General features: G+C 39.1%; 13 protein-coding genes and 3 pseudogenes. 10 read left to right on the top strand and 6 right to left on the bottom strand.

Going from position 1 to position 21,582, the window contains the following annotated elements; translation table 11 throughout:
- Positions 1-200 precede the first annotated feature (200 nt).
- From EUBHAL_RS13120 to EUBHAL_RS13130, 3 genes are all read right to left on the bottom strand, one after another.
- Positions 201-2,732, bottom strand: coding sequence for a glycyl radical protein (locus EUBHAL_RS13120; RefSeq protein WP_044923563.1), 2,532 nt, complete (start codon positions 2,730-2,732; stop codon positions 201-203).
- Between the two features lie 307 nt (positions 2,733-3,039).
- Positions 3,040-5,724 carry a transglycosylase domain-containing protein gene (locus tag EUBHAL_RS13125; protein WP_005350900.1) on the bottom strand — a complete coding sequence of 895 codons (2,685 nt, stop codon included), beginning with the start codon at positions 5,722-5,724 and terminating at the stop codon, positions 3,040-3,042.
- Positions 5,725-5,753: 29 nt separating this feature from the next.
- Positions 5,754-6,119: a VOC family protein gene (locus EUBHAL_RS13130; RefSeq protein WP_005350901.1), complete on the bottom strand. Its 366-nt coding sequence runs from the start codon at positions 6,117-6,119 to the stop codon at positions 5,754-5,756.
- A 216-nt stretch (positions 6,120-6,335) separates the two neighbouring features.
- Between EUBHAL_RS13130 and EUBHAL_RS13135 the strand changes: the two genes are divergently transcribed.
- The 5 genes and pseudogenes from EUBHAL_RS13135 to EUBHAL_RS13155 all read left to right on the top strand — a co-directional run bounded on the left by EUBHAL_RS13135 (position 6,336) and on the right by EUBHAL_RS13155 (position 12,542).
- Complete coding sequence (locus EUBHAL_RS13135; RefSeq protein ID WP_135960945.1) at positions 6,336-7,358, top strand: L,D-transpeptidase; 1,023 nt, start codon at positions 6,336-6,338, stop codon at positions 7,356-7,358.
- Between the two features lie 89 nt (positions 7,359-7,447).
- The gene (gene leuS / locus EUBHAL_RS13140; protein WP_022170596.1) at positions 7,448-9,859 is read left to right on the top strand and encodes a leucine--tRNA ligase; all 2,412 of its coding nucleotides are present in this window, start codon (positions 7,448-7,450) and stop codon (positions 9,857-9,859) included.
- A 516-nt stretch (positions 9,860-10,375) separates the two neighbouring features.
- A pseudogene (gene tnpA / locus EUBHAL_RS13145) lies at positions 10,376-10,703 on the top strand (IS200/IS605 family transposase).
- 41 nt (positions 10,704-10,744) lie between these two features.
- Positions 10,745-11,848: an RNA-guided endonuclease TnpB family protein gene (locus tag EUBHAL_RS13150; RefSeq protein ID WP_044923567.1), complete on the top strand. Its 1,104-nt coding sequence runs from the start codon at positions 10,745-10,747 to the stop codon at positions 11,846-11,848.
- Between the two features lie 247 nt (positions 11,849-12,095).
- Positions 12,096-12,542 carry a GatB/YqeY domain-containing protein gene (locus EUBHAL_RS13155; RefSeq protein ID WP_021907052.1) on the top strand — a complete coding sequence of 149 codons (447 nt, stop codon included), beginning with the start codon at positions 12,096-12,098 and terminating at the stop codon, positions 12,540-12,542.
- 172 nt (positions 12,543-12,714) lie between these two features.
- Here EUBHAL_RS13155 and EUBHAL_RS13160 read toward each other — a convergent pair.
- From EUBHAL_RS13160 to EUBHAL_RS13170, 3 genes and pseudogenes are all read right to left on the bottom strand, one after another.
- Positions 12,715-13,585, bottom strand: a pseudogene (locus EUBHAL_RS13160) (thiamine pyrophosphate-dependent enzyme).
- 128 nt (positions 13,586-13,713) lie between these two features.
- Positions 13,714-14,235 carry a 2-oxoacid:acceptor oxidoreductase family protein gene (locus EUBHAL_RS13165; RefSeq protein WP_005350925.1) on the bottom strand — a complete coding sequence of 174 codons (522 nt, stop codon included), beginning with the start codon at positions 14,233-14,235 and terminating at the stop codon, positions 13,714-13,716.
- A 517-nt stretch (positions 14,236-14,752) separates the two neighbouring features.
- A complete protein-coding gene (locus EUBHAL_RS13170) occupies positions 14,753-15,460 on the bottom strand; it encodes a DUF421 domain-containing protein (protein ID WP_005350927.1) in 708 nt (235 codons plus the stop codon).
- A 717-nt stretch (positions 15,461-16,177) separates the two neighbouring features.
- On the opposite strand from EUBHAL_RS13170, the pseudogene aroE reads away from it, so the two are divergent.
- From aroE to EUBHAL_RS13190, 5 genes and pseudogenes are all read left to right on the top strand, one after another.
- Positions 16,178-17,047: pseudogene (gene aroE, locus EUBHAL_RS17010) on the top strand (shikimate dehydrogenase); the annotation flags it as partial.
- Positions 17,048-17,242: 195 nt separating this feature from the next.
- Entirely contained in the window at positions 17,243-17,737 is a 495-nt protein-coding gene (locus EUBHAL_RS17015) for an HD domain-containing protein (protein ID WP_081452309.1), read from the top strand.
- A 94-nt stretch (positions 17,738-17,831) separates the two neighbouring features.
- On the top strand, positions 17,832-18,542 hold the full coding sequence (locus EUBHAL_RS13180; RefSeq protein WP_022170333.1) for an IspD/TarI family cytidylyltransferase: 711 nt from the start codon (positions 17,832-17,834) through the stop codon (positions 18,540-18,542).
- Positions 18,542-19,567: a ribitol-5-phosphate dehydrogenase gene (locus EUBHAL_RS13185; RefSeq protein ID WP_005350933.1), complete on the top strand. Its 1,026-nt coding sequence runs from the start codon at positions 18,542-18,544 to the stop codon at positions 19,565-19,567. Before EUBHAL_RS13180 ends, EUBHAL_RS13185 begins: the two co-directional genes overlap by 1 nt.
- A gap of 304 nt (positions 19,568-19,871) precedes the next feature.
- Positions 19,872-21,269 (top strand): alanine/glycine:cation symporter family protein, encoded by a 1,398-nt coding sequence (locus EUBHAL_RS13190; protein WP_005350935.1) that lies wholly within the window; start codon positions 19,872-19,874, stop codon positions 21,267-21,269.
- Positions 21,270-21,582: the final 313 nt, after the last annotated feature.

Here is a 21,582-nt window from a genome sequence, read left to right on the forward strand (position 1 = left end):
TTGTAGTATTTTATAGAATTGCTGTAAAACCCTCAAAGGGGTTGCCACAGTAAGAGGGTAGGATAAGGTCCTCCTGTGGCAGCCCCGGAAATTTTATGATGCAAAAGGATTATAAATATTAAAAATCAATAAGTTTCTAAAATAATTTTTGAAATAAATTTCTATTCTCGTTTATTTACTCAGTTAGTGCCAATTAAAATTTAGAAATGCTGCTCTGTTCTGCTGATGATGTCATCCTGAACTTCTTTTGCAAGTTCAGTAAACATTGCACTGTATCCAGCAACACGAACAACTAAATCTTTATAATTTTCTGGATGTGCCTGTGCGTCAAGAAGTGTTTCTTTATCAACAACGTTAAACTGCACATGCATACCTTTCTTCTCAAAGTAGCTTCGGATAACAGCGGCAAAGTTCATAAGACCCTGATCTCCGGCGACTGCGGAAGGAAGGAATTTCTGGTTGTAAAGAGTACCGTTAGAAGCAACTTCATGGTCAAGTTTGGCAACAGAAGCGGCTGCGGCTGTAGGGCCTTTTACGTCCTTACCAGCTCTTGGGGAACATCCATCAGCAAGAGGTTTCTTAGCAAGACGTCCATCAGGAAGTGCTCCAACATCTTTACCGAATAATACGTTAGCAGATACAGGATAAATACCAGCCTGGAACTGTCCACCACGAGGGTTTCTGTATTTTTCAACTTCGTAGCAATACATCTGTGCACAACGTCTTGCAATCATATCAACTTCGTCAATATCATTACCGAAGCAGTCTGTAGCATCCATCATAGCACGAATACGCTCATATTTTTCATTGTTGCTTCCACAAGCAGGAGCGGCAGTAGCAGCGCTCTTATTGATATTAATGCCTTCTTTACCAAGAATCTTGCAGATCTGGTCATATAAATCTTTTTCGATTTCTGTTTCTGCAGATGCAGCACAAGGAGCAACTTCACCATCAACAGGGTAACCGAAGTTTGCATCCATAGCTTCTTTTAACTCAGCAAAAGTGATATCTTTGTCATCAAAGACATGTTTCTTGATTGCGTATACAGAGTCACCACTGTCGGCAACACCGAATGCCTGAGGACCAGTAAAGTTGTATTTAGCACCACCAGCACAGATTCCCTTCGCATCGGAGATACAGTCAGCAACAAAGCTTGACAGGAATGGAAGTTCTCCACGTTCCATATGAGCGTAATCTACACAGTTATCTGCTTCTGCTACATAGTATACAAAGTATTCAATCTGTTTCTGGAATGCCTGCATAAAGTCTTCTAAAGTCTTAAATGTATCAACTTCTCCAGTCTTAGGTCCGATCTGAAGGTCGCCGATTCTACCATTGTTGATAGTGATTTCAAGAATCTTAGCAACGTTTACGAAAGCAGCATCATGCCAGCCCTGTTCTTTTCCTGGTACAGATGGTTCTACACAGCCGATAAGACCGTAACCACGGGCATCATGAAGAGAAATTCCACGGTTTGTAAGAGCTGGGATAATAACTTCATCGTTGTACATAGCAGGAAGACCATAACCAAGTCTTGCAAGCTCACATGCACGATAAAGGAATTCATCAGGTGTTCCCTGCCATACACGGATGGAGAAGGAAGGTGCGCTAAGACGAAGGTGAGCAACGGTTTCCATCATCATATAAGATAATTCATTTGTTGCGTCCATACCATCTTCTGTCTGTCCGCCGGCACCGATGTTCTGGAATACCTGGAATCCTGCAAATGCCTGAGCAGAAATCTGATCACGAACTTTGTTAAGGTCATTTAATTTTACAAATACACAGTCTAATAATTCCTGAGCGAAATCTTTTGTGATAGCACCGCTTGCTAAATCTTTTTCAAGATATGGGTACATATACTGGTCGAAACGTCCTGGAGATTCAGAATGTCCGCTGGACTCTACCTGAAGAATCATCTGTGTGATGATGAAAGACTGACAAGCTTCATAGAAGTTTGTAGCACCATTTGCAGGAACCTTTTCACAGTTTGCGGCAATCTGAAGTAATTCAGCCTTTCTTGTTGGGTTTGTCTCAACAGCAGCCATCTCTTTTGCTTTGTCAGAGTAACGTTTTGCAAAGTTGATAGCAGCAGACAATACGGTGATAATAGCCTTGCAGAACTGTGTTTTCTGAATGAAGTCAGGGTCGTTGCAGTCGAAGCTTTCGAGTGCTTCTACAGCATCCTGAATAATTGCCTTGTAACCACGACGGATAGCTTTATCATAATCAATGATAATATGTCCAACACCACCAAAGAAGTAGTTACCTACAGTAAATACACCGTTAGCGATACATTCTTTTGTTTTTTCGGACATATAGCTAGAAGCAAGGTCACTGATTGTCTTATCTTCCCAGTAAGGAAGAACTTTTCTTAAAGTAGCCTTATCTTCTTCAGAAATCTTAAATGGGTCAGCCATTCTGGTTTCGATGGTATCGAACTCGTCCATAACCCATTTGTAAGAGTTTTCAGGGAAAAGCTGACAGGAACGAACAGCTTTTGTAAGGGTACCAACTACAAGCTCATCGTCTCGGATTGTAACAGTAAGATTGTTTAAAATGTTCTCGAGAGCTTTAGCACGACGCATAATCATTGGAAGTCCTTCTGTTGCCTGATAGGACTCGGTAATAAGTACGGCACGTTCAGCCTCGATACATGGAACTGCATCAACAATCATACTTCTAAGACGCTCAACTCGATCAGTTGGTTTTGAAAAACCTTTTGCTAACATAAAATTCATCCTCCTTTAAACTTTGTTCTCATGGTTTTCCGGTATCTATGTATCCGTCGCACGAAATACATAATATAATTATATTTTTAACAGAAGGAAAATACCAATAAGGAACAAACCAAAAAAAGGATTTTCAAAACTAATTTAAGTTTAACTTTTTGCAGGAAAAACAGAGTAGTAATAAAAAGTATATTTTATTGGAAAATATGAAAGTGAAAGAGAAAAGAAAATGAAAATATCCCATGTTAGAGGAAAAAATATATCTAACATGGGATATTCTTGTAGGTTTAACTTTGGTAAGTTCCTTTTAGTTTAGCAGTTTTTTGATTTGCTTTTCAATGTTATTGATAGAAGTGTCTGTAGTATCATTCCCTGACTGCTGTTGTTTCTGTTGTTTTTTTAATTTCTCTTCCTGTTTTTTCTTTTTCTTCTCTAATTTTTTCTGATGCCATTCTTCCGTGTGAATATTGCACTTATTGTTGATATCAATATTCAGGAAGTAAGGTTCATCATCCGTCTTATGAGAAGAGTGTTTTGGACGAACACGGAAAATCTTTGTGTAGCGGAACTTATCTGGGCAGAACTTCTGTGCAACTAAATGAGATTTTAAACAGAAAGTAACTGCGATATGCGCATCACAACTATCTTTCGGAACGGTTCCCGATGCAAAATATTCTGTGCGGACCATTGACTTTTCAGGATCTTTTGAACAAACATTAGGAAGAGCTTTCTTGCCGGATTTGATACAGATCTCCGCTTTTTTAATATTTTTATTGGAAGGAAAACTTTTCACTTTTTGTTTCTTTTCGCTGATAATGCGATCCATAATCTTTTTCCAGATTACTTTATGGTAATCTTCATCATTATCAAAAGAAGTGTTATAGTCATAACCTGTCCAGACAGATGCCGTGTAGTATGGCGTATATCCGCAGAACCAGTAGTCATAGTTGTTAGAAGTAGTACCTGTTTTGGCGGCAACGGCCATATCTGAATCAAGCTGCGCAGCCCGGCCGGTTCCTTTTTTAACAACATCCTCCATCGCATTTGTAAGAAGCCAGGCGGTTGATTTCTTTATTACTTTGCGAGATTTCTTTTTGTTACTTAACAGAACATTGCCATTACTGTCTTTTACAGTCGTATAAAGAACAGGGGTGTTATAAGTTCCCTGATTGGCAATGGCCGCATAGGCGGCGGTCAATTCCACATTGGTTACACCATCTGTAATTCCACCAAGAGCCAGAGACTGGTTTACATCACTTTCATAAGTACCATTTGTACTTACCCGATTATTTACTAAAGTTGTAAAACCAAGTTTTTGCAGAAAGTCAAAACCGACCTGAGGAGTCAGGTCTGTGAGGGCTTTTACTGCAACAATATTGTTAGAATCTATGATGGCATCACGGACAGTTGTAAGTCCCTTATAACTTGTTGAAACATAGTTTGTAACTTTTTGTCCATTCTCATACTGATATGGGGCGTCATCAAATACCGTTGCCAGTGTCATACTTCCTGTATCAATAGCGGGAGCATAAGTAGATAAAATCTTAAATGTTGAACCCGGCTGCCGCTTTACAGATGTTGCGCGGTTTAAGGCGAGATCGTCCTGCTTTTGTCCGCGTCCGCCTACTAGAACTTTAACCTGGCCTGTTTTTTGATCAATGAGAGAGTAAGATAGCTGGGGTTCCATAGAATAATGTATGGATTCGGCCTTCTTTTTGTCTCCCTTTTTCATTACAGACTTTCGAAATGCTTTTACAGCGGCTTTCATTTCCTTTTTTGAATTATAAATCGTTTTATAAGTTGGATCTTTTTTCTTTTTGCGGAAATAGGAAGCAACATTTATTTCTGTATAAGTACTGGATGAAGAGTCAGCATGCGTTACCTGAAGTTTATATTCTAAGGAAAACTTGGTAGCTACCGGATAATTATCTGGATTATTAATAACAGAATCTGCAATCTTTTGTAGCTTTGTGTTTTGTGTAGAATAAATTTTCAGGCCACCGCGATAAACAAGCTGGTAAGCCTGCGATTGCGTATATCCCTTTTGTTCCTGAAGATCAGCGACAATCTGGGTGATAAGCGCATCTGTAAAATAGGAATATACAGAATTTTTGTTTCCCTTGGCGGTATGGCTCTTAATCTTTGCGTAAACGTTATCCTCAGAAGCCTGCTGGTATTCTTTCGCAGAAATATAATTTAATTGATACATCTTTTTTAGAATTAGTTTACGACGTGCATCATTCGCCTCAGGATAATCTACCGGATTTAAGTAAGTCGGATTTTTTGTGATTCCAGCTAAAACGGCACATTCTGATAAGGTGAGGTTCTTTGCTGACTTGCCAAAATAATATTTGGAAGCGGTTTCCACCCCAAGGTTACCTTTACCTAAATTAATGGTATTTAGGTAGTCGGTAAGAATCTCTTCTTTCGGCTTTGTTTTTTCTGCATTAATTGCAAGATACTGTTCCTGAATCTTTCGTTTAATCTTTGCAATGATATTACTTTCACCGCCAGCTTCAAATACATTATTCTTAATAAGCTGCTGTGTCAGTGTGCTGGCTCCCTGTGAGGTGGAACCATTGCGCAGATCTGTCCACAAAGCACGCAAAATCCCCTTAAAATCAACACCGTCATGTTCATAAAAACGTTCATCTTCAATAGCAATAAAAGCATTTTTCAGATTATCCGGAAGCTCCTCAGACTTTACCTTAATCCGATTAGAGGAATAATCATGAAGAGGCTGCACTGCTTTATTATTATCGTCATAGATAATCGTAGAAGAATATTTTGGTGAAAGAGAGACATTTTTAGGTGCACTGGCAATAATACCTTTAAAGGAGCCGTAAGCTAATCCGGCTCCACTGACACATATCGCACAAATAAGAAATAAAATAACACGAAAAGCAACTGCCGAAGCGGTTGTTCGTCTTCTTTTCTTTGGGGATGAAAGTTCTTCTCGTTTCTTTTTTATAGATGGTTCATTATAATTCATAAGTATATCCTGTCATATGGATGAAAAAGTTATCTTACCGGAACGATTTCAATCCAATATCCGTCTGGATCATTGATAAAATAGATTCCCATAGAAGGATTTTCGTAGCAAATGCATCCCATCTCTTCATGTTTCTTATGAAAAGCATCATACTCATCTGTCTTGAATGCAAGATGGAATTCTTCATCTCCAAGGTTATAAGGCTCTTTTCTGTCGCGCATCCAGGTCAATTCAAGAGTAAAGCCGGTACGTCCGTCTCCAAGATATACAATCTTGAAGCTTCCGTCACTGGAATCCTTTTCGCGGACAACAGAAAGACCAATTGCTTCTTTATAAAAAGCGATACTCTTTTCTAAATTAAGAACATTAAAGTTAAAATGGTTAAATTCAATCATGGTAAACCTCCTTTGTACATGTCAACTATAAATTTGCCTGTAACTATTGGAAAATGATTCACAAAAAGACCTTCCGAATATATATACTGTTTGTGAATGGAGTCACTATAGTTACGATTGCTATGATTTGTATTATAACATAGAAGCACGGGCAGGGCAAATTTGCAAATTTACAAACTTCTGCTTTACAAAAACGAGAAAAATTATATAATAAAAATGGAGTTTTGCGTAATTACCAGAAAGTGTTTGAAAAATGCTTACAGCAAGATGTATGTTACATTTGCAGGAGAGTGTCAGAATGATTTTTCAAGAATGCTTCAAGATGCAATATTTCAGAAGAGAGAAAGGAGAGGAAAGATGAAGAAAAAGAGAATGCTACTACTAGCTGCAATGTTTGTTTTTACATTTGCCTTTATCCGTTTTAATACAGTGGATGTACAGGCTGCCAGCAAGTATACGATTTATGTGAACCGCAGAACAAATCTTGTTAACGTAATCAATTCAAAAACCGGCAAGCTTGTAAAAGCAATGTATTGTTCTACTGGAAGAAATTATAGAACAATAAGAGGTACATATAATACAACAGCAAAGTATAAATGGAGACCATTGATTCACGGGGTTTACGGACAGTATAGTACAAGAATCCACGGAGCATACCTGTTCCATTCTGTACCTTATTATAGTATCAATAAAAGTCAGGTATCCACAAAGGAATATAATAAGTTAGGACAGCAGGCTTCTGCAGGCTGTATCCGTCTGGCTGTGACAGATGCCAAGTGGATTTATGATCATTGCCGTCTTGGAACAAAGGTAGTAATTGGAGAAGGACGTACATTAAAGAAGCCGACTCGCCCAAAAGTAAGGGTATCTACTAAAAAGAGAGCTGGATGGGATCCTACAGATCCAGATTCCCGTAATCCGTACCGTCCAAAACTTACTTTAAAGAAAAAGGCAACAAAGACGATTGTTTATGGAAGTACATTTAATATAAAAAATATGGTAAATGTCAGTTCTTCCTATGCTTCATCCGATGCATTGTTAAAGTCGATGAAGGTAAAGGGAAAGGTAAACACAAAGAAGGCAGGTACTTATAAAGTACAGTGTACCATTACTGATCCATATACAGCAGTAAGCGTAACAAAAACATTTACCTTTAAAGTTGGAAAGAAGCCAAAGCAGACGACAACAGAAAAGAAAGCTCCAACAGAGTTAACTACAGAAGAAAAAACAGCAGAATAATTTATGCTAACTATCATCCACCCGTCAGTTAAGAACTGAAGGAATTGGATATAATTATATTATATTTTATGATACAGGAGGAAAAACCTATGGCAGAACCTTATAACCATAGAGCCATTGAGCAGAAATGGCGTGACAAATGGGAAGCAACCCCAATCAACGTAAACGATGGAAAGAAACCAAAATATTATTGTCTTGATATGTTCCCGTATCCATCAGGAAGCGGACTTCATGTAGGACACTGGAGAGGGTATGTAATCAGTGATGTATGGAGCCGTTACAAGATGCTTCAGGGATATTACCTGATTCATCCAATGGGATGGGATGCATTTGGCCTTCCAGCAGAGAACTATGCGATTAAGATGGGAACACACCCTAAAATTACTACAGCTTCTAATATTAAGAATATTAAGAGACAGATTAATGAAATCGCAGCTATCTATGACTGGGATATGGAAGTAAATACAACAGATCCAAACTTCTACAAGTGGACACAGTGGATTTTCGTAAAAATGTTTAAAGCAGGTCTTGCTTACGAAAAAGAAATGCCAATCAACTGGTGCCCTTCCTGTAAGACAGGTCTTGCTAATGAGGAAGTAGTAGACGGATGCTGCGAGCGTTGTGGTTCTCCTGTAACAAAGAAGAACTTAAAACAGTGGATGCTTCGTATCACAAAATATGCAGACCGTCTGTTAAATGACCTTGATAAGCTTGACTGGCCTGAAAAGGTTAAAAAGATGCAGACAGACTGGATCGGTAAGAGTTACGGTGCAGAAGTTGACTTCCCTGTAGAAGGAAAAGACGAGAAAATCACTGTATATACAACAAGACCAGATACACTCCACGGAGCAACATTTATGGTATTAGCTCCGGAACACGCAATGGCAAAAGAACTTGCTACAGATGAAACAAGAGAAGCTGTAGAAAAGTATATCTTCAACGCTTCCATGAAGTCTAACGTAGATCGTCTTCAGGACAAAGAAAAGACTGGTGTATTCACAGGTTCTTATGCAATCAACCCATTAAATGGAGCAAAAGTTCCAATCTGGTTATCTGACTATGTACTTGCTGACTACGGTACAGGTGCGATCATGTGTGTACCTGCGCATGATGACCGTGACTTTGAGTTCGCTACAAAGTTCAACATCCCAATCATTCAGGTAATTGCTAAAGATGGAAAAGAAATCGAGAACATGACAGAAGCGTACACAGAAGCTGCCGGAACAATGATTAACTCTGGTGAGTGGAATGGTATGGAATCTTCTGTACTGAAAAAAGAAGCGCCTCTCATGATCGAAAAGATGGGCATCGGAAGAAAAACTGTAAACTACAAGCTTCGTGACTGGGTATTCAGCCGTCAGCGTTACTGGGGTGAGCCGATTCCTATCGTACACTGTCCAAAATGTGGTGCAGTACCAGTTCCAGAAGAAGAGCTTCCATTACTGTTACCAGAGGTAGAAAAATACCAGCCAACAGGAACAGGAGAATCTCCACTTGCTGACATTACAGAATGGGTGAACACAACATGTCCATGCTGTGGCGCTCCAGCAAAGAGAGAGACAAACACAATGCCTCAGTGGGCAGGTTCTTCCTGGTACTTCTTACGTTACGTTGATAACAAGAACGATAAAGAATTAGTAAACAGAGAAAAAGCAGATAAGTACCTTCCAGTAGATATGTACATTGGTGGTGTGGAACATGCCGTATTACATCTGTTATACTCCAGATTCTATACAAAGTTCCTCAACGATATTGGGGTAATCGACTTTGATGAGCCATTCAAGAAGCTCTTTAACCAGGGTATGATTACTGGTAAGAACGGTATCAAGATGAGTAAATCCAAAGGAAATGTCGTATCTCCAGATGATCTTGTAAGGGACTACGGATGTGACTCCTTAAGAATTTACGAACTCTTTGTAGGACCACCAGAACTTGATTCTGAATGGGATGATAAGGGAATCGAAGGTGTAAACCGTTTCCTCAAACGTTTCTGGAAGCTTGCTCTTGACAATAAGGATAACGATGTAAAGGCAACACCAGAATTAATCAAAGTACGTCATAAACTGGTTCATGACATCACAAACCGTCTGAACAGCTTCAGCTTAAATACAGTAATCAGTGGATTCATGGAATACAACAATAAACTGATGGAACTGTCTAAAAAAGGCGGCGTAGATAAAGAAACATTGGAAACATATATCATCTTATTAGCTCCATTTGCTCCACATGTTTCCGAAGAACTTTGGGAACAGTTTGGACATACCGATTCTGTATTCCACGCAACATGGCCAGAATACGATGAGGAAGCTATGAAAGACGATGAAATCGAGATTCCAGTACAGATTAACGGAAAGACCAAATGCACAATCGCCATCAATCCAGATGGAGATAAGGACGAGATTCTTGCAAAGGCGAAAGAGGCACTTGGGGATAAAGTCAATGGAACAATCCGTAAAGAAATCTATGTACCGGGAAGAATCGTAAACTTGGTTGTTAAATAGTAATTTGCCGTTAGGCAAGACGGACGCTCCCACCGGGAGACGATATCCTATATTTGTGACTCTATCACTGCGGGTTGAATGTTCGCTTAAGCGCTCGCATTCAATCCTCGCTCTAAGGCCACAAATATAGGATATCGTCTCCCGGTGGGAGCTGTTTTTTGTTGGACGGAAATTACTATTTAATGTTGGGGTGCTTTGGGAAATCGCCAGAAGGATTATTAAGAAGAACCCCTAGAAAATTTATTGATTTTGTTCCGTTGTGCTAAACGCTCCATTTTGCCCAATAAAGCAGAAACTTGCTCTCAAAACCTCCACTGGAGCTTTTTTCTTTGAGGGCATCTATTTTGCCTGCGGCAAATTCTTATTTAACATAATATAGCAAGAATTCTCCTTCCTCTGCAGGTGGGAGATGAATTGCGTAAAAATAAAAAGAGAACACTTGTTCAATAATGCAATCCATGGTATAATAGAGTCAGTAGAAAAGGAAAAATAAATCATAATGCGCATTCAGTATATATGATGTACTATCATCTGATCATGGTAGTGAGATATCGAAGAAAAGTCATTGATAATCCAATTTCAGAAAGAGCAAAAGGGATATGGGAACATATTGCTCCAAGGTATGGGATTGTTCTGGAAGAATGGAATCATGACATTGATCATGTGTATGTAATGTTCCATGCACAGTCGAGAATGGAACTTAGTAAATTTATCAATGCCTGAAAAAGTGCCAGTAGTAGACTATTGAAAAAGGAGTATCCGGAAATCAGGGAAAAGCTTTGGAAAGAAGCCTTTTGGAGTCAGAGTTTCTGCCCTGCTGACAGAAGGAGGGGTTCGGGTATAAGTAATCCATCAAGACATTGAAACCCAAGGAGGGAAAAAGTATTGAACATAGCATGTCGTTTCCGAATTTATCCGACAGAAGAACAGAAGATACTTCTTGGCAAAACATTTGGCTGTTGTCGTTTTCTGTATAATCAGATGCTCAATGATAAGATCCGGGAGTATGAAAAGACGAAGAAAATGTTAAAAAACACACCGGCCATGTATAAAAAGGAATATCCATTTCTGAAGGAAATAGATTCGCTGGCGCTGGCAAATGTCCAGCTTCATTTGGAAAAGGCCTATAAGAATTTTTTTCGGAATCCCAAGATTGGATTTCCAAGGTTTAAGTCAAAACATCATTCCAAAAACAGCTATACAACGAATGTGGTCAATGGAAATATCCTGGTGGAAAGTAAGCGGATTCGGCTTCCTAAATTAAAATGGATCGCCATGAAAAAACACAGGGAGCCAGCAGAAGGCCTTCGCCTGAAATCAGTGACGGTCAGTATGGAACCATCCGGAAAATACTTTGCAAGCTTATTTTATGAAGGATACAGCTGTGAAAACCAAGCTGCTGAACCGGATTACAGTACTGCAAAGATACTTGGGATTGATTATGCAATGCAGGGGATGGCAGTGTTTTCAGAAAAGGTTGAGACAGAAGAAGCAGGATTTTTCAGAAAAAATGAAAAAAGACTGGCAAGGGAGCAGCGAAAGTTATCAAGATGCGTACGAGGAAGTCATAATTATGAACTGCAGAAAAAGAAAGTTGCCAGATGTCATGAAAAGATACGAAATCAGCGAAGGGATCATCTGCACAAACTTAGCCGAAAGATTGCAGACGGTTATGATGCAGTTGCAGTGGAAGATATCGATATGAAAGCAATGGGTCAGTGCCTGCATTTCGGAAAAAGCGTACAGGATAATGGATATGGAATGTTTAGGGAAATGTTAGACTATAAGCTGGCATGGAAAGGAAAGAAAATGATAAAGGTAGACCGTTTCTTTCCTTCTAGTAAAAAATGCTGTAAATGTGGAAGGATAAAGAAAGAGCTGAAATTATCCGAAAGAGTCTATCACTGTGCGTGTGGAAATAAGATGGACAGAGATCGTAATGCGGCAATCAACATACGTGAAGAAGCAAGAAGGATGTTGACAGCATAAACTGTCCGTATCTGGACAAGCTGATAATAAGAAAATATACCCATGTCCGGGCAAAAGAATCGCGGGGCACGCGAGGATAGCTTGTAGATACTTGGCTCAGTAGAGCCATTGAGCAAGAAGCCCCCACTTCAAAATCTATGATTTAAGTGGTGGGAGCATGTCACAGAATTCCCCCTTGATTTTGGTTGGAAATAGTAGTAAAGTTTTACTTGAATAACGATTATACTATTTGAAAGAAGGGTTTAAGTTGAGTAAAATCGAAGAAGTCCGTACTGCAATGTACGCAGCAATGAAAGCAAAAGATAAAGAAAGAAAAGATGCATTATCCATGCTTCTTGGTGCTTTAAAGGCGAAGGCAATCGATAAGAGAGAAGATTTAACAGAGGCAGAGGAGAACAGTATCATTGCAAAAGAAATCAAACAGTGCAAAGATACGATTGAGATGTCACCTGCTGACCGTACAGATATTATCGACCAGTGCAAACTGAGAATCGCTGTTTATGAAGAATTTGCGCCAAAGCAGATGAGTGAAGATGAAATCAAAGCAACAATTCAGTCCGTACTTGACGAACTTGGAATTACAGAACCAACAGGTAAGGACAGAGGTAAAATCATGAAGGACCTTATGCCAAAGGTAAAAGGTAAGGCTGATGGTAAGCTCGTAAACCAGATGGTTGCCTCGATGTTGAAGTAATTGCCGCAGGCAAAAGAGACGCCCCCGAAGAGAATCTAACCTCTATATTTGTGGCCTCGGAGCAAGGTTTGGATGCGAGCGTTTAAAGCGAGCATTCAAACCGCCGCGACTAAAGTCACAAATATAGGAGTTAGACTCTCTTCGGGGGCGTCTCTTTGCCTGCAGCAAAGTCCTATTTAGCTTTTGCCAGTAATTCTTCCCATTTTCTATCAACCTCTGCCTGGATTCTTGCGATTAATTCTTCTTTTCCGGGTTTGAATAAATGTTTGAATCTTCTCTGTGGGCGTAAGAAGTCTTCGATTGGCAGTTTTTTCTTAGGAACATAGTTTACGATCCATTCGCCGTCAATGACCTCAAATAATGGCCAGAAGCAGGTATCTACTGCAAGCTGACAGATTTCTAAAATGTCTGGTGTGTTGTAACGCCATCCTCTTGGGCATGGAGCCATGACATTTAAGAAAGCAGCCCCTTCTGTGTAGATTGCTTTTTCTGCTTTTGTGTGCAGGTCTTTGAAGTTCTGCACAAAGGTAGTCTGTGCAACATAAGGAATATTATGTGCAGCGATTACCTGTGTTAAGTCTTTTCGATTCTGTGCTTTTCCGTCAGATTCGGAACCGACAGGAGTAGTTGTTGTGTCAGCATACATTGGAGTTGCGGAGGAACGCTGGATACCGGTGTTCATGTAAGCGCCATTATCGTAACAGACGTAAACCATATCATGATTTCGTTCCATTGCACCGGATAAAGACTGGAATCCGATATCGTATGTACCGCCATCACCACCGAAAGTGATGAATTTATGAGTGCTTTTTTACTTTTCCTTTTTTCTTTAAAGCACGATAGGCAGCTTCTACTCCACTGCAGGTTGCTCCGGCATTTTCGAAAGCATTATGAATAAAAGAATCTTTCCATGCAGTGTATGGATACATGAAGGAGGATACTTCAAGGCACCCGGTTGCACAGGTGATAACCGCTTCGTCTTCTTCGTGAAGTCCACGCAGTACATTTCTTACAGCGATAGTTGCACCACATCCGGCACACATTCTATGGCCCGGGGATAAACGTTCTTCTGTGCGAAACACTTCTGCAGTACAGCTTCCGACGATGGTGCATCCCGGAGTAAGATTCTGCCATTTTACATCAAGTTCGAGTTTGTTGATATCTGATATCATTATTGTACCTCCTGTAAAGCAAGGGAGAGAGCCTTCATATTACCCTCGATCACCTCTGGTTTTGAAGCAAATTTATGTGCGTACGACTTCTGCATCTCTGCAAGGAAAGCTTCGTCATCCATAACACCGGATACTTTTACGATAGCAGCAAGCATCGGTGAATTTGGAAAATACTTTCCAAGTGCTTCTAAGGAAATCTTTCTGGCATCAATTGTGTATACGCGGCCTTTATAGCCATTTAATTTTGGTAAAAGTTCTTCTTTTGCATGTTTTGTATTGATGATGATTGCCCCTTCTTCTTTCAGGCCTTCTGTTACATCGACAGAATCTAAAAGCGTTTCATCCACAACAACCACATAATCAGGGTCATAAATATTAGAATGGACGCGAATCTGCTTATTGCTCAGACGATTGTATGCAGTAATCGGCGCACCCATTCGCTCTGGACCATATTCAGGGAATCCTTGCACATACATTCCAGTACTGAAAGCTACATCAGCAAGCAGAAGTGCCGCGACCATGCCAGCGGATTTCAATTAAATCTTTCATGTTATCCTCCAATTTGTATTCTGTGTACTCTCAAAATGTTAAGTAATCGCAATTATATATCCGTTTTAGATTGTGTTTGAAAAATAAAAAAGCATTTTCAAATACGTTCAGATAGTAGAAATTCTGAGAGTACATTTCTTCCTAAGTAAAAGGAAATGTGTTTCTATAAAAAACTCATGTCCGTACTACACGGAAAAAAGACGTAAAAAATATAAACAATGGTAATCGTATAAAAAATCATTGTTTAAAATAGCCTTATATATGAATTTTGTTAAACCTATGTACTACCATAAATCCGACAAAAAGAAAATGAAATAAAAGTTGAGAAAAATGTCGATTTATGATAGAAACGAATCGATTATAACAGACAAACTTTCATTTGTGAAGTCTAAAAGAGAAAAAAATTCAAAAATTAAGTTACCAGCCTTCCGGCAAGAAGATGCATGCCTTTAAGGATACCACTGAAAAGTTCCACAGAAGGGAAGGATGTTACTCTTTGATAACACTACTTCCCCTGCGGTTATTTTTAAAATAAACATTTAAAGTATTCTGTTGATTCCCTGTTGCAAGAAATATGTCAGACAGGCGTTTACAGCCATGTGCAGAAAGCTGTTTTCTGAGCCATTCCTCATCTTTTCCGGAATGTAAGAGATTCTCATAAAGAATTTTCCCATCCATGATATAGGTTGGAAGCAGCCATTCTTTGTGCGGCGATAAATTCAAATCCGACGGTGAGACAGGACGATGCTCCGATTTTGCAAGAAAACTGATGCGACCATTCTCTTCAAGAATCGCCGTCTGTAATTCCTTCAAATCAAAAAATCCATTTAAACGGCATTGCACAAGAAATTCGGACAGATCAATATGTCCTTTCTTAAAATTTCCTTCATATAAATGCCCATCATTAAACAAAATATAAGGCGAACCAGAAATAAAATGCCGTATCTTCATATTTTTTCCCGTAATAAAAGCAAGAAAAGCCGTTAGTAGCCCATAAACAATCATAGCTGTAAGCGGTTCTAAAAAACTCGAATCAGGAGCTGTAGCCATTTCAGCAGCAATCGAACCAATTGTGATACCACTAATATAGTCAAACATGCTCATCTCTGACATTTGTCGATAACCGATTAATTTTGTCAGAAGAAAAAGGACAACTAGAGAAAAAACAGACAGAAAAATAACATATAAAATATCCATAAAACCTCCTTGGAGAATTTGTGCTTTGGGGCTGGCTAAAGAGACGAACCTTCCAGCATACTATATGGCATTTACTCTGTAGTCGCTGCGCGCAAAATGCCTTTAGGGCATCTTGCACTTGCTCCGAAACCGTAAATGCCATATAGTATGCCAAAAAGTTCTGACTTTGGCATGTTGCAAAGCAGAAATTCTAGTTGTGTGAAATGCAACAGCAAATTTGAGTACTACTTAAGTTCTAATTAAGATGTGAAATTGAGGTAAAAAATATACATTTTACGGTAGAAAATTTTCGTGGTAAAATGTTTATCAAATGAAAGAAAATATGTCTTTTTAAAAATAGTCTATTTATTTTATTACTGTAGGAAAATGTGGATAATACGAAATTTAAGATGCCATTACCTTCAGAATACAATTACAAATAGCGAAAAAATTTTTGATACCAATAGTATAAATCACTTTACTAATATTGCAAAAGTGTTGAGAGGAGGAGTTTCAGAGCTAATAGGTAATTACGAATATTTGCGCATATTGCCACAGCCTAGTGAAGTCAAAACCTTTGGGATGGTAATGATTCGCAATTGCTTTACTAATGTTATAAAAGTATTTAAGGGAGGAGTTTCATACCAAACAGGCAAATACGAATATTTGCACATATTGCCACAGCCTGGTGAAGTTAAAAACTTTGGGATGGCAACGATTCGTAATTGCCTGTTTGGTATGAAACTCCGGTCTAAATATTTTAGAAAGGAGTATATTTTGAGCAAAAATTACAGAGCAGAACTCGTTGGTCTTTTTGGTAACCCAGTAGATGAAAATCCTACCGGCCCCATGATGGAGGCAGGTTTTGCAGCACAAGGATTAAATTACAGATACATTACCATGAAGGTAGAAAAGGAAAACTTAAAAGATGCAATTGCAGGAATACGTGCCATTGGCATGAGAGGATTGAATCTTACGATTCCACACAAGATTGCAGTCATTCCATTTCTGGATGAACTTTCTCCAGCGGCAAAGATTATTGGAGCAGTAAACTCCATTCGTGTACAGGATGGGCAACTCATTGGGGAAAATACTGATGGAAAAGGCTTTGTCACATCATTAATGGAGACAGGGATAGAACTAAATGGACGGATAATAACTGTACTTGGAAGCGGCGGCGCAGCAAGAGCAGTAGCTGTAGAATGTGCGATTTCAGGAGCGGAAACAGTTAATATTGTTGCTCGCAATGAAGAAAGAGGTAAAGAACTTGCCGATTTAATTTCTGAAAAAACAGAAGCGCAGGGAGTTTATTTTACATGGAAAGGAAGCGTACCTATTCCAGAAGGCACAGAAGTTCTCGTGAACTGTACTAATGTGGGGCTTTATCCTGATGAAAATAAACCAGATATAACATATGAAGATATCAGGAAGAACATGACGGTATGCGATGTTGTATTTAATCCACCAGAAACAAAGTTCTTAAAAGAGGCGAAAGCTCGCGGAGCAGCTACCGTCAACGGACTTGGTATGTTAGTAAACCAGGCAGCATTAAATTATTGTCTCTGGACAGAAAATATGGCACCGAAAGATATGATGAAAGAAGCACTTTTACGAGAGTTTAATTTGGAAAATGAAACTGTACAGGAAGAGAAAACTATACAGAAAAATATAGCGATACAGGAAAAGGTAACAAAAGATACAGTAAAAAATATGAAAACAGATATAACAGATACAGTCAATATAATGGAAAATACTAGGAGAACCCCAGGGCGTTTTCAGGCAACACAAGGAGAAGAGAATATCATGGATGAACAAGACAGAAAACTAATAGAAAAAATGATGGAATATTACGCCGGAGACCCCAAAAGAGTACAGCATTTTCTCAAAGTCTACGAATTTGCAAAATTAATTGGTGAGTCAGAATCCCTTGATACGGAAACAATGCATATCCTCCGAACCGCAGCGATTGTTCATGACATCGGAATAAAAATAAGCGAAGAAAAATACGGAAGTTCCAATGGAAAATATCAGGAAAAAGAAGGCCCTGCAGTAGCAGAACCGATGTTGCTTGCACTGGGATATGATGAAGCGGTCATCGACCGGGTACTTTTCCTTATTGCCCACCACCATACATATAACGAGATAGAAGGACTAGACTACCAAATCCTTGTGGAAGCTGATTTCTTAGTAAATCTCTTTGAAGACGGAAGCAGCAGGGAAGCAGCCCAAAAAGTACAGAAAAATATTTTTAAAACCAACACCGGAACGAAATATCTTTCTGGCTTATTCCTTAATTAAATAGTAATTCAATTGACAGTTTTCCCTCTTTGGTATATGATAAACTTACATTATTTTACTTGCTAAAGGGCAGATGCCCGATAAAGGAGGAAACATGGTTTTTGGAGTAATTTTAGCCGGAGGAATCGGCAGCAGAATGGGAAATGTTGAGAAACCAAAGCAGTATCTTAGCGTTGGTGGCAAGCCGATCATTCTTCATACATTAGAGAAGTTTTATGTGAACAGTAAGTTTGAGAAGTTAATCGTACTTTGCCCTTCTCAGTGGATTAATCATACGAAGAATCTGGTTAAGAAGAACTTTAATGATTCTAGTAAGATTGTAGTGATTGAGGGTGGTTCTACCCGTAATGAGACAATCATGAATTCTATTCGTTACATTGAAAAAGAATATGGTCTGGATGATGATACGATTATCGTAACACACGATTCTGTTCGTCCATTCCTTACCTATCGTATTATTGAAGATAACATTCGTTATGCGCAGGAATACGGTGCCTGTGATACCGTTATCCCAGCCTCCGATACTATTGTAGAAAGTGCAGGACATGAGATTATCAGTAACATTCCTGACCGTTCTATTATGTATCAGGGACAGACACCGCAGTCTTTTAAGGCAAAGAAGTTAAAAGAGCTTTACGAGGGACTGACAGAAGAAGAAAAAGAGATTCTTACAGATGCCTGCAAGATTTTCGTTATCAAGGGGCAGGACGTACATTTAGTAGAGGGAGAAGTTTTTAATATCAAGATCACTTATCCATATGACTTGCGAGTTGCTGAAACTTTGATTAAAGGAGAAGAGAAATAATGTTAAATACAGTGTATCGTCTGGTAGCACCCAGGAGATTTGAAGTAGCATTTAACGATATTGATTTAAATAGTGATAAGGTAGTTGTGCGTCCAACGCATTTATCTATCTGTCATGCAGACCAGCGTTATTATCAGGGAACACGTCCGGCGGATGTTATGGCAAAGAAGCTGCCGATGGCTCTGATTCATGAGGCGATTGGTGATGTGGTGTATGATGCGACAGGAGAATTCAAGCCGGGTGAACTTGTTGTTATGATTCCGAATACACCAGTGGAGAAGGACGATGTTATCGCTGAAAATTATCTGAGAAGTTCCAAGTTCCGTGCAAGCGGTTTTGATGGATTTATGCAGGATAATGTCGCTTTAGACAGAGACAGACTGGTGCGTTTACCGCAGGATATTGATCGAACTGTAGCTGCATTCACAGAGATTGTCAGTGTTAGTGTACATGCCCTTCGTCGTTTTGAACGTTTTACTCACGCGAGGAAGAATGTTGTAGGTATCTGGGGAGATGGTAACTTAGGTTACATTACCGCAGTATTTTTCCACTATATGCATCCAGATACCAAGCTGGTTATCTTTGGAACGAATGAAGATAAGCTGAGTGGTTTTACTTTTGCCGATGAGACCCATCTTGTATGGGAGATTCCGGAAGACCTTAAGGTTGACCATGCGATTGAGTGTGTAGGTGGTGACGCTTCTCAGAAAGCAATTGATCAGATGATTGATATTATCCAGCCAGAAGGAACAATTGCCCTTCTTGGGGTATCAGAATATGCGGTTCCAATCAATACCCGTATGGTATTAGAGAAGGGGCTTCATCTTTATGGAAGCAGCCGAAGTGGAAGAGCCGATTTTGAGAAAACAGTTGAATTATATCAGGAATATCCAGAAATTCTCGGTTACCTCAGCAATATCGTAGGAGCGCAGGTTGAAGTGAACTCTATTGCAGATATGACAAGGGCATTTGAGATGGATATTAATAAGATGATGGGTAAAACCATTATGATATGGAACAAGTAGAAGCTTTGATGATTATAGAAATTCAAAGCTATAAAACTGAAAAATGCAGGAATTAAGAATTAAAAATGCATATTGACATAATTGACATATATGATATACTTAATTCATAAGTTGAAGGAGCAACGATTTTCGTTGCTCCTTTTTGTTGTTTCGTATACTTTTTAAGAGATAGATTTAGAGCGTGTTTCAAATATGCTCTGGAATATTGCAAAATAGGGCAGAAAAATTTTTGCAGACTCTTATATGAAATAACAGAAAAAGTCTTTTGTAGACGAAAATCTAAAAAAAGAGAGGAGCAAAAAGTATGCTAAAAATAAGTAACATTGTATCACAGATAGACTCTTTTGTATGGGGACCAGTGATGCTGGTTCTTTTGGTAGGAACAGGAGTACTTTTAACAGTTCGTTGTAACTTCCTGACATGGAGAAATCTTCCATGGGCATTAAAAAAGACTCTGAGTAAAGAGGCGCGAACAAAGAGTCGTGGAACAGGAGATGTTTCCCCGTTTTCCGCACTTACAACCGCCCTTGCGGCAACAATCGGAACCGGAAATATCGTAGGTGTTGCAACTGCTATGGTTTCTGGTGGAGCAGGAGCATTAGTATGGATGTGGATATCTGCCTGTTTTGGGCTTTCTTCTAAATTTTCTGAATGTATGTTAGCGATTAAATACAGAGAGGTTAACGAAAAAGGCGAAATGTCCGGAGGACCAATGTATACTATGAAAAAAGGGCTGAAAAATAAAAAGCTAGGTGCAGTACTTGGCTGGCTGTTTGCCCTGTTTGCAGTAATTGCTTCCTTTGGTATCGGAAATATGACACAGGGAAATTCTATTGCAACATCCGTTCACGCAACCTTTGGTGTGTCAGTAACAGTGGTTGGCGTTGTGATCACAGTACTCGCACTTTTAATTATTATTGGAGGAATCAAGACCATTTCTAAAGTTTCTTCCGTAGTAGTTCCTGTTATGGCTATTTTTTATGTAGCTGCCGGAATTATCGTCATTCTTGGAAATATACATAACCTTCCAGCAGGAATCTCTATGATATTTAAAATGGCATTTAGTGTGAAAGCAGTAGGTGGTGCTTTATGTGGAAATATCGTAGCATCCATGATGAATGCAGCACGTTACGGTGTAGCCCGTGGGTGTTTTTCCAATGAAGCTGGAATGGGTTCTGCTGCAATCACAGCCGCAGCCGCAACAACGGATAATCCGGTAAGGCAGGCTTATATTAATATGACTGGAACTTTTTGGGATACGATTGTTGTCTGCACGATCACGGGTCTCGCCATCGCAAGTTCTGGTGTGCTTGGACAGATTGACCCGGCAACAGGACAGCTTTATGTTGGCTCCGCATTGACCATCGCTGCATTTTCCACAGTACTCGGAAAAGTTGGTGGATATCTCGTAACAATAGGTATTACATTATTTGCTTTCTCCACAATTCTTGGATGGGAATATCATGGAGAAAAAGCTTTTGAATATCTGGTAGGAACCCATAAACTGAATATGGTTTATCGAATTATTTTCTCACTGGTTGCTTATGTTGGTGCAACACAGACTTTGGAACTTGTATGGAACTTTTCAGATATTGCGAATGCGTTGATGGCGATACCGAATTTGATCTGCATGATATTGTTAAGCGGAGAAATAGCGAAAGATGTGAAAGCATTCCAGAAGATAATCGATAGGGAAAGATAATTTCTGATTTGCCGCAGGCAAGAAGACCAAAGACATAGAAATATCCAGAAAATTAAACTCTATAGGATTGATACATAAACTATTATCATAGTAATACAATAATTTATGGTTAGGTTACTACTTTTTTATGAATTGGAAATTTAAAACTGTTTATAGCTTTATCTCTTGAAAAGTGAGATGTTTTCATTGAAAACGCGAAAAAACTACAAAAAACTGTAAAAACAAATAAATTTTTAAACCAATTCCAGTAATGGTTTAAACGTCAGTCCTTTAGAATTTTAACTCCTCGGAATGCCGTAACCATCTGACGCCT

The organism is Anaerobutyricum hallii DSM 3353 (assembly GCF_000173975.1).
GTDB lineage: Bacteria > Bacillota > Clostridia > Lachnospirales > Lachnospiraceae > Anaerobutyricum > Anaerobutyricum hallii.

Bases quoted from the DNA above. Each gene is read 5' to 3' on its own strand.
- EUBHAL_RS13120 (WP_044923563.1), bottom strand. From the start codon at position 2,732: ATGTTAGCAAAAGGTTTTTCAAAACCAACTGATCGAGTTGAGCGTCTT.
- EUBHAL_RS13125 (WP_005350900.1), bottom strand. From the start codon at position 5,724: ATGAATTATAATGAACCATCTATAAAAAAGAAACGAGAAGAACTTTCA.
- EUBHAL_RS13130 (WP_005350901.1), bottom strand. From the start codon at position 6,119: ATGATTGAATTTAACCATTTTAACTTTAATGTTCTTAATTTAGAAAAG.
- EUBHAL_RS13135 (WP_135960945.1), top strand. From the start codon at position 6,336: ATGGAGTTTTGCGTAATTACCAGAAAGTGTTTGAAAAATGCTTACAGC.
- leuS (WP_022170596.1), top strand. From the start codon at position 7,448: ATGGCAGAACCTTATAACCATAGAGCCATTGAGCAGAAATGGCGTGAC.
- EUBHAL_RS13165 (WP_005350925.1), bottom strand. From the start codon at position 14,235: ATGGTCGCGGCACTTCTGCTTGCTGATGTAGCTTTCAGTACTGGAATG.
- EUBHAL_RS13170 (WP_005350927.1), bottom strand. From the start codon at position 15,460: ATGGATATTTTATATGTTATTTTTCTGTCTGTTTTTTCTCTAGTTGTC.
- EUBHAL_RS17015 (WP_081452309.1), top strand. From the start codon at position 17,243: ATGGATGAACAAGACAGAAAACTAATAGAAAAAATGATGGAATATTAC.
- EUBHAL_RS13180 (WP_022170333.1), top strand. From the start codon at position 17,832: ATGGTTTTTGGAGTAATTTTAGCCGGAGGAATCGGCAGCAGAATGGGA.
- EUBHAL_RS13185 (WP_005350933.1), top strand. From the start codon at position 18,542: ATGTTAAATACAGTGTATCGTCTGGTAGCACCCAGGAGATTTGAAGTA.
- EUBHAL_RS13190 (WP_005350935.1), top strand. From the start codon at position 19,872: ATGCTAAAAATAAGTAACATTGTATCACAGATAGACTCTTTTGTATGG.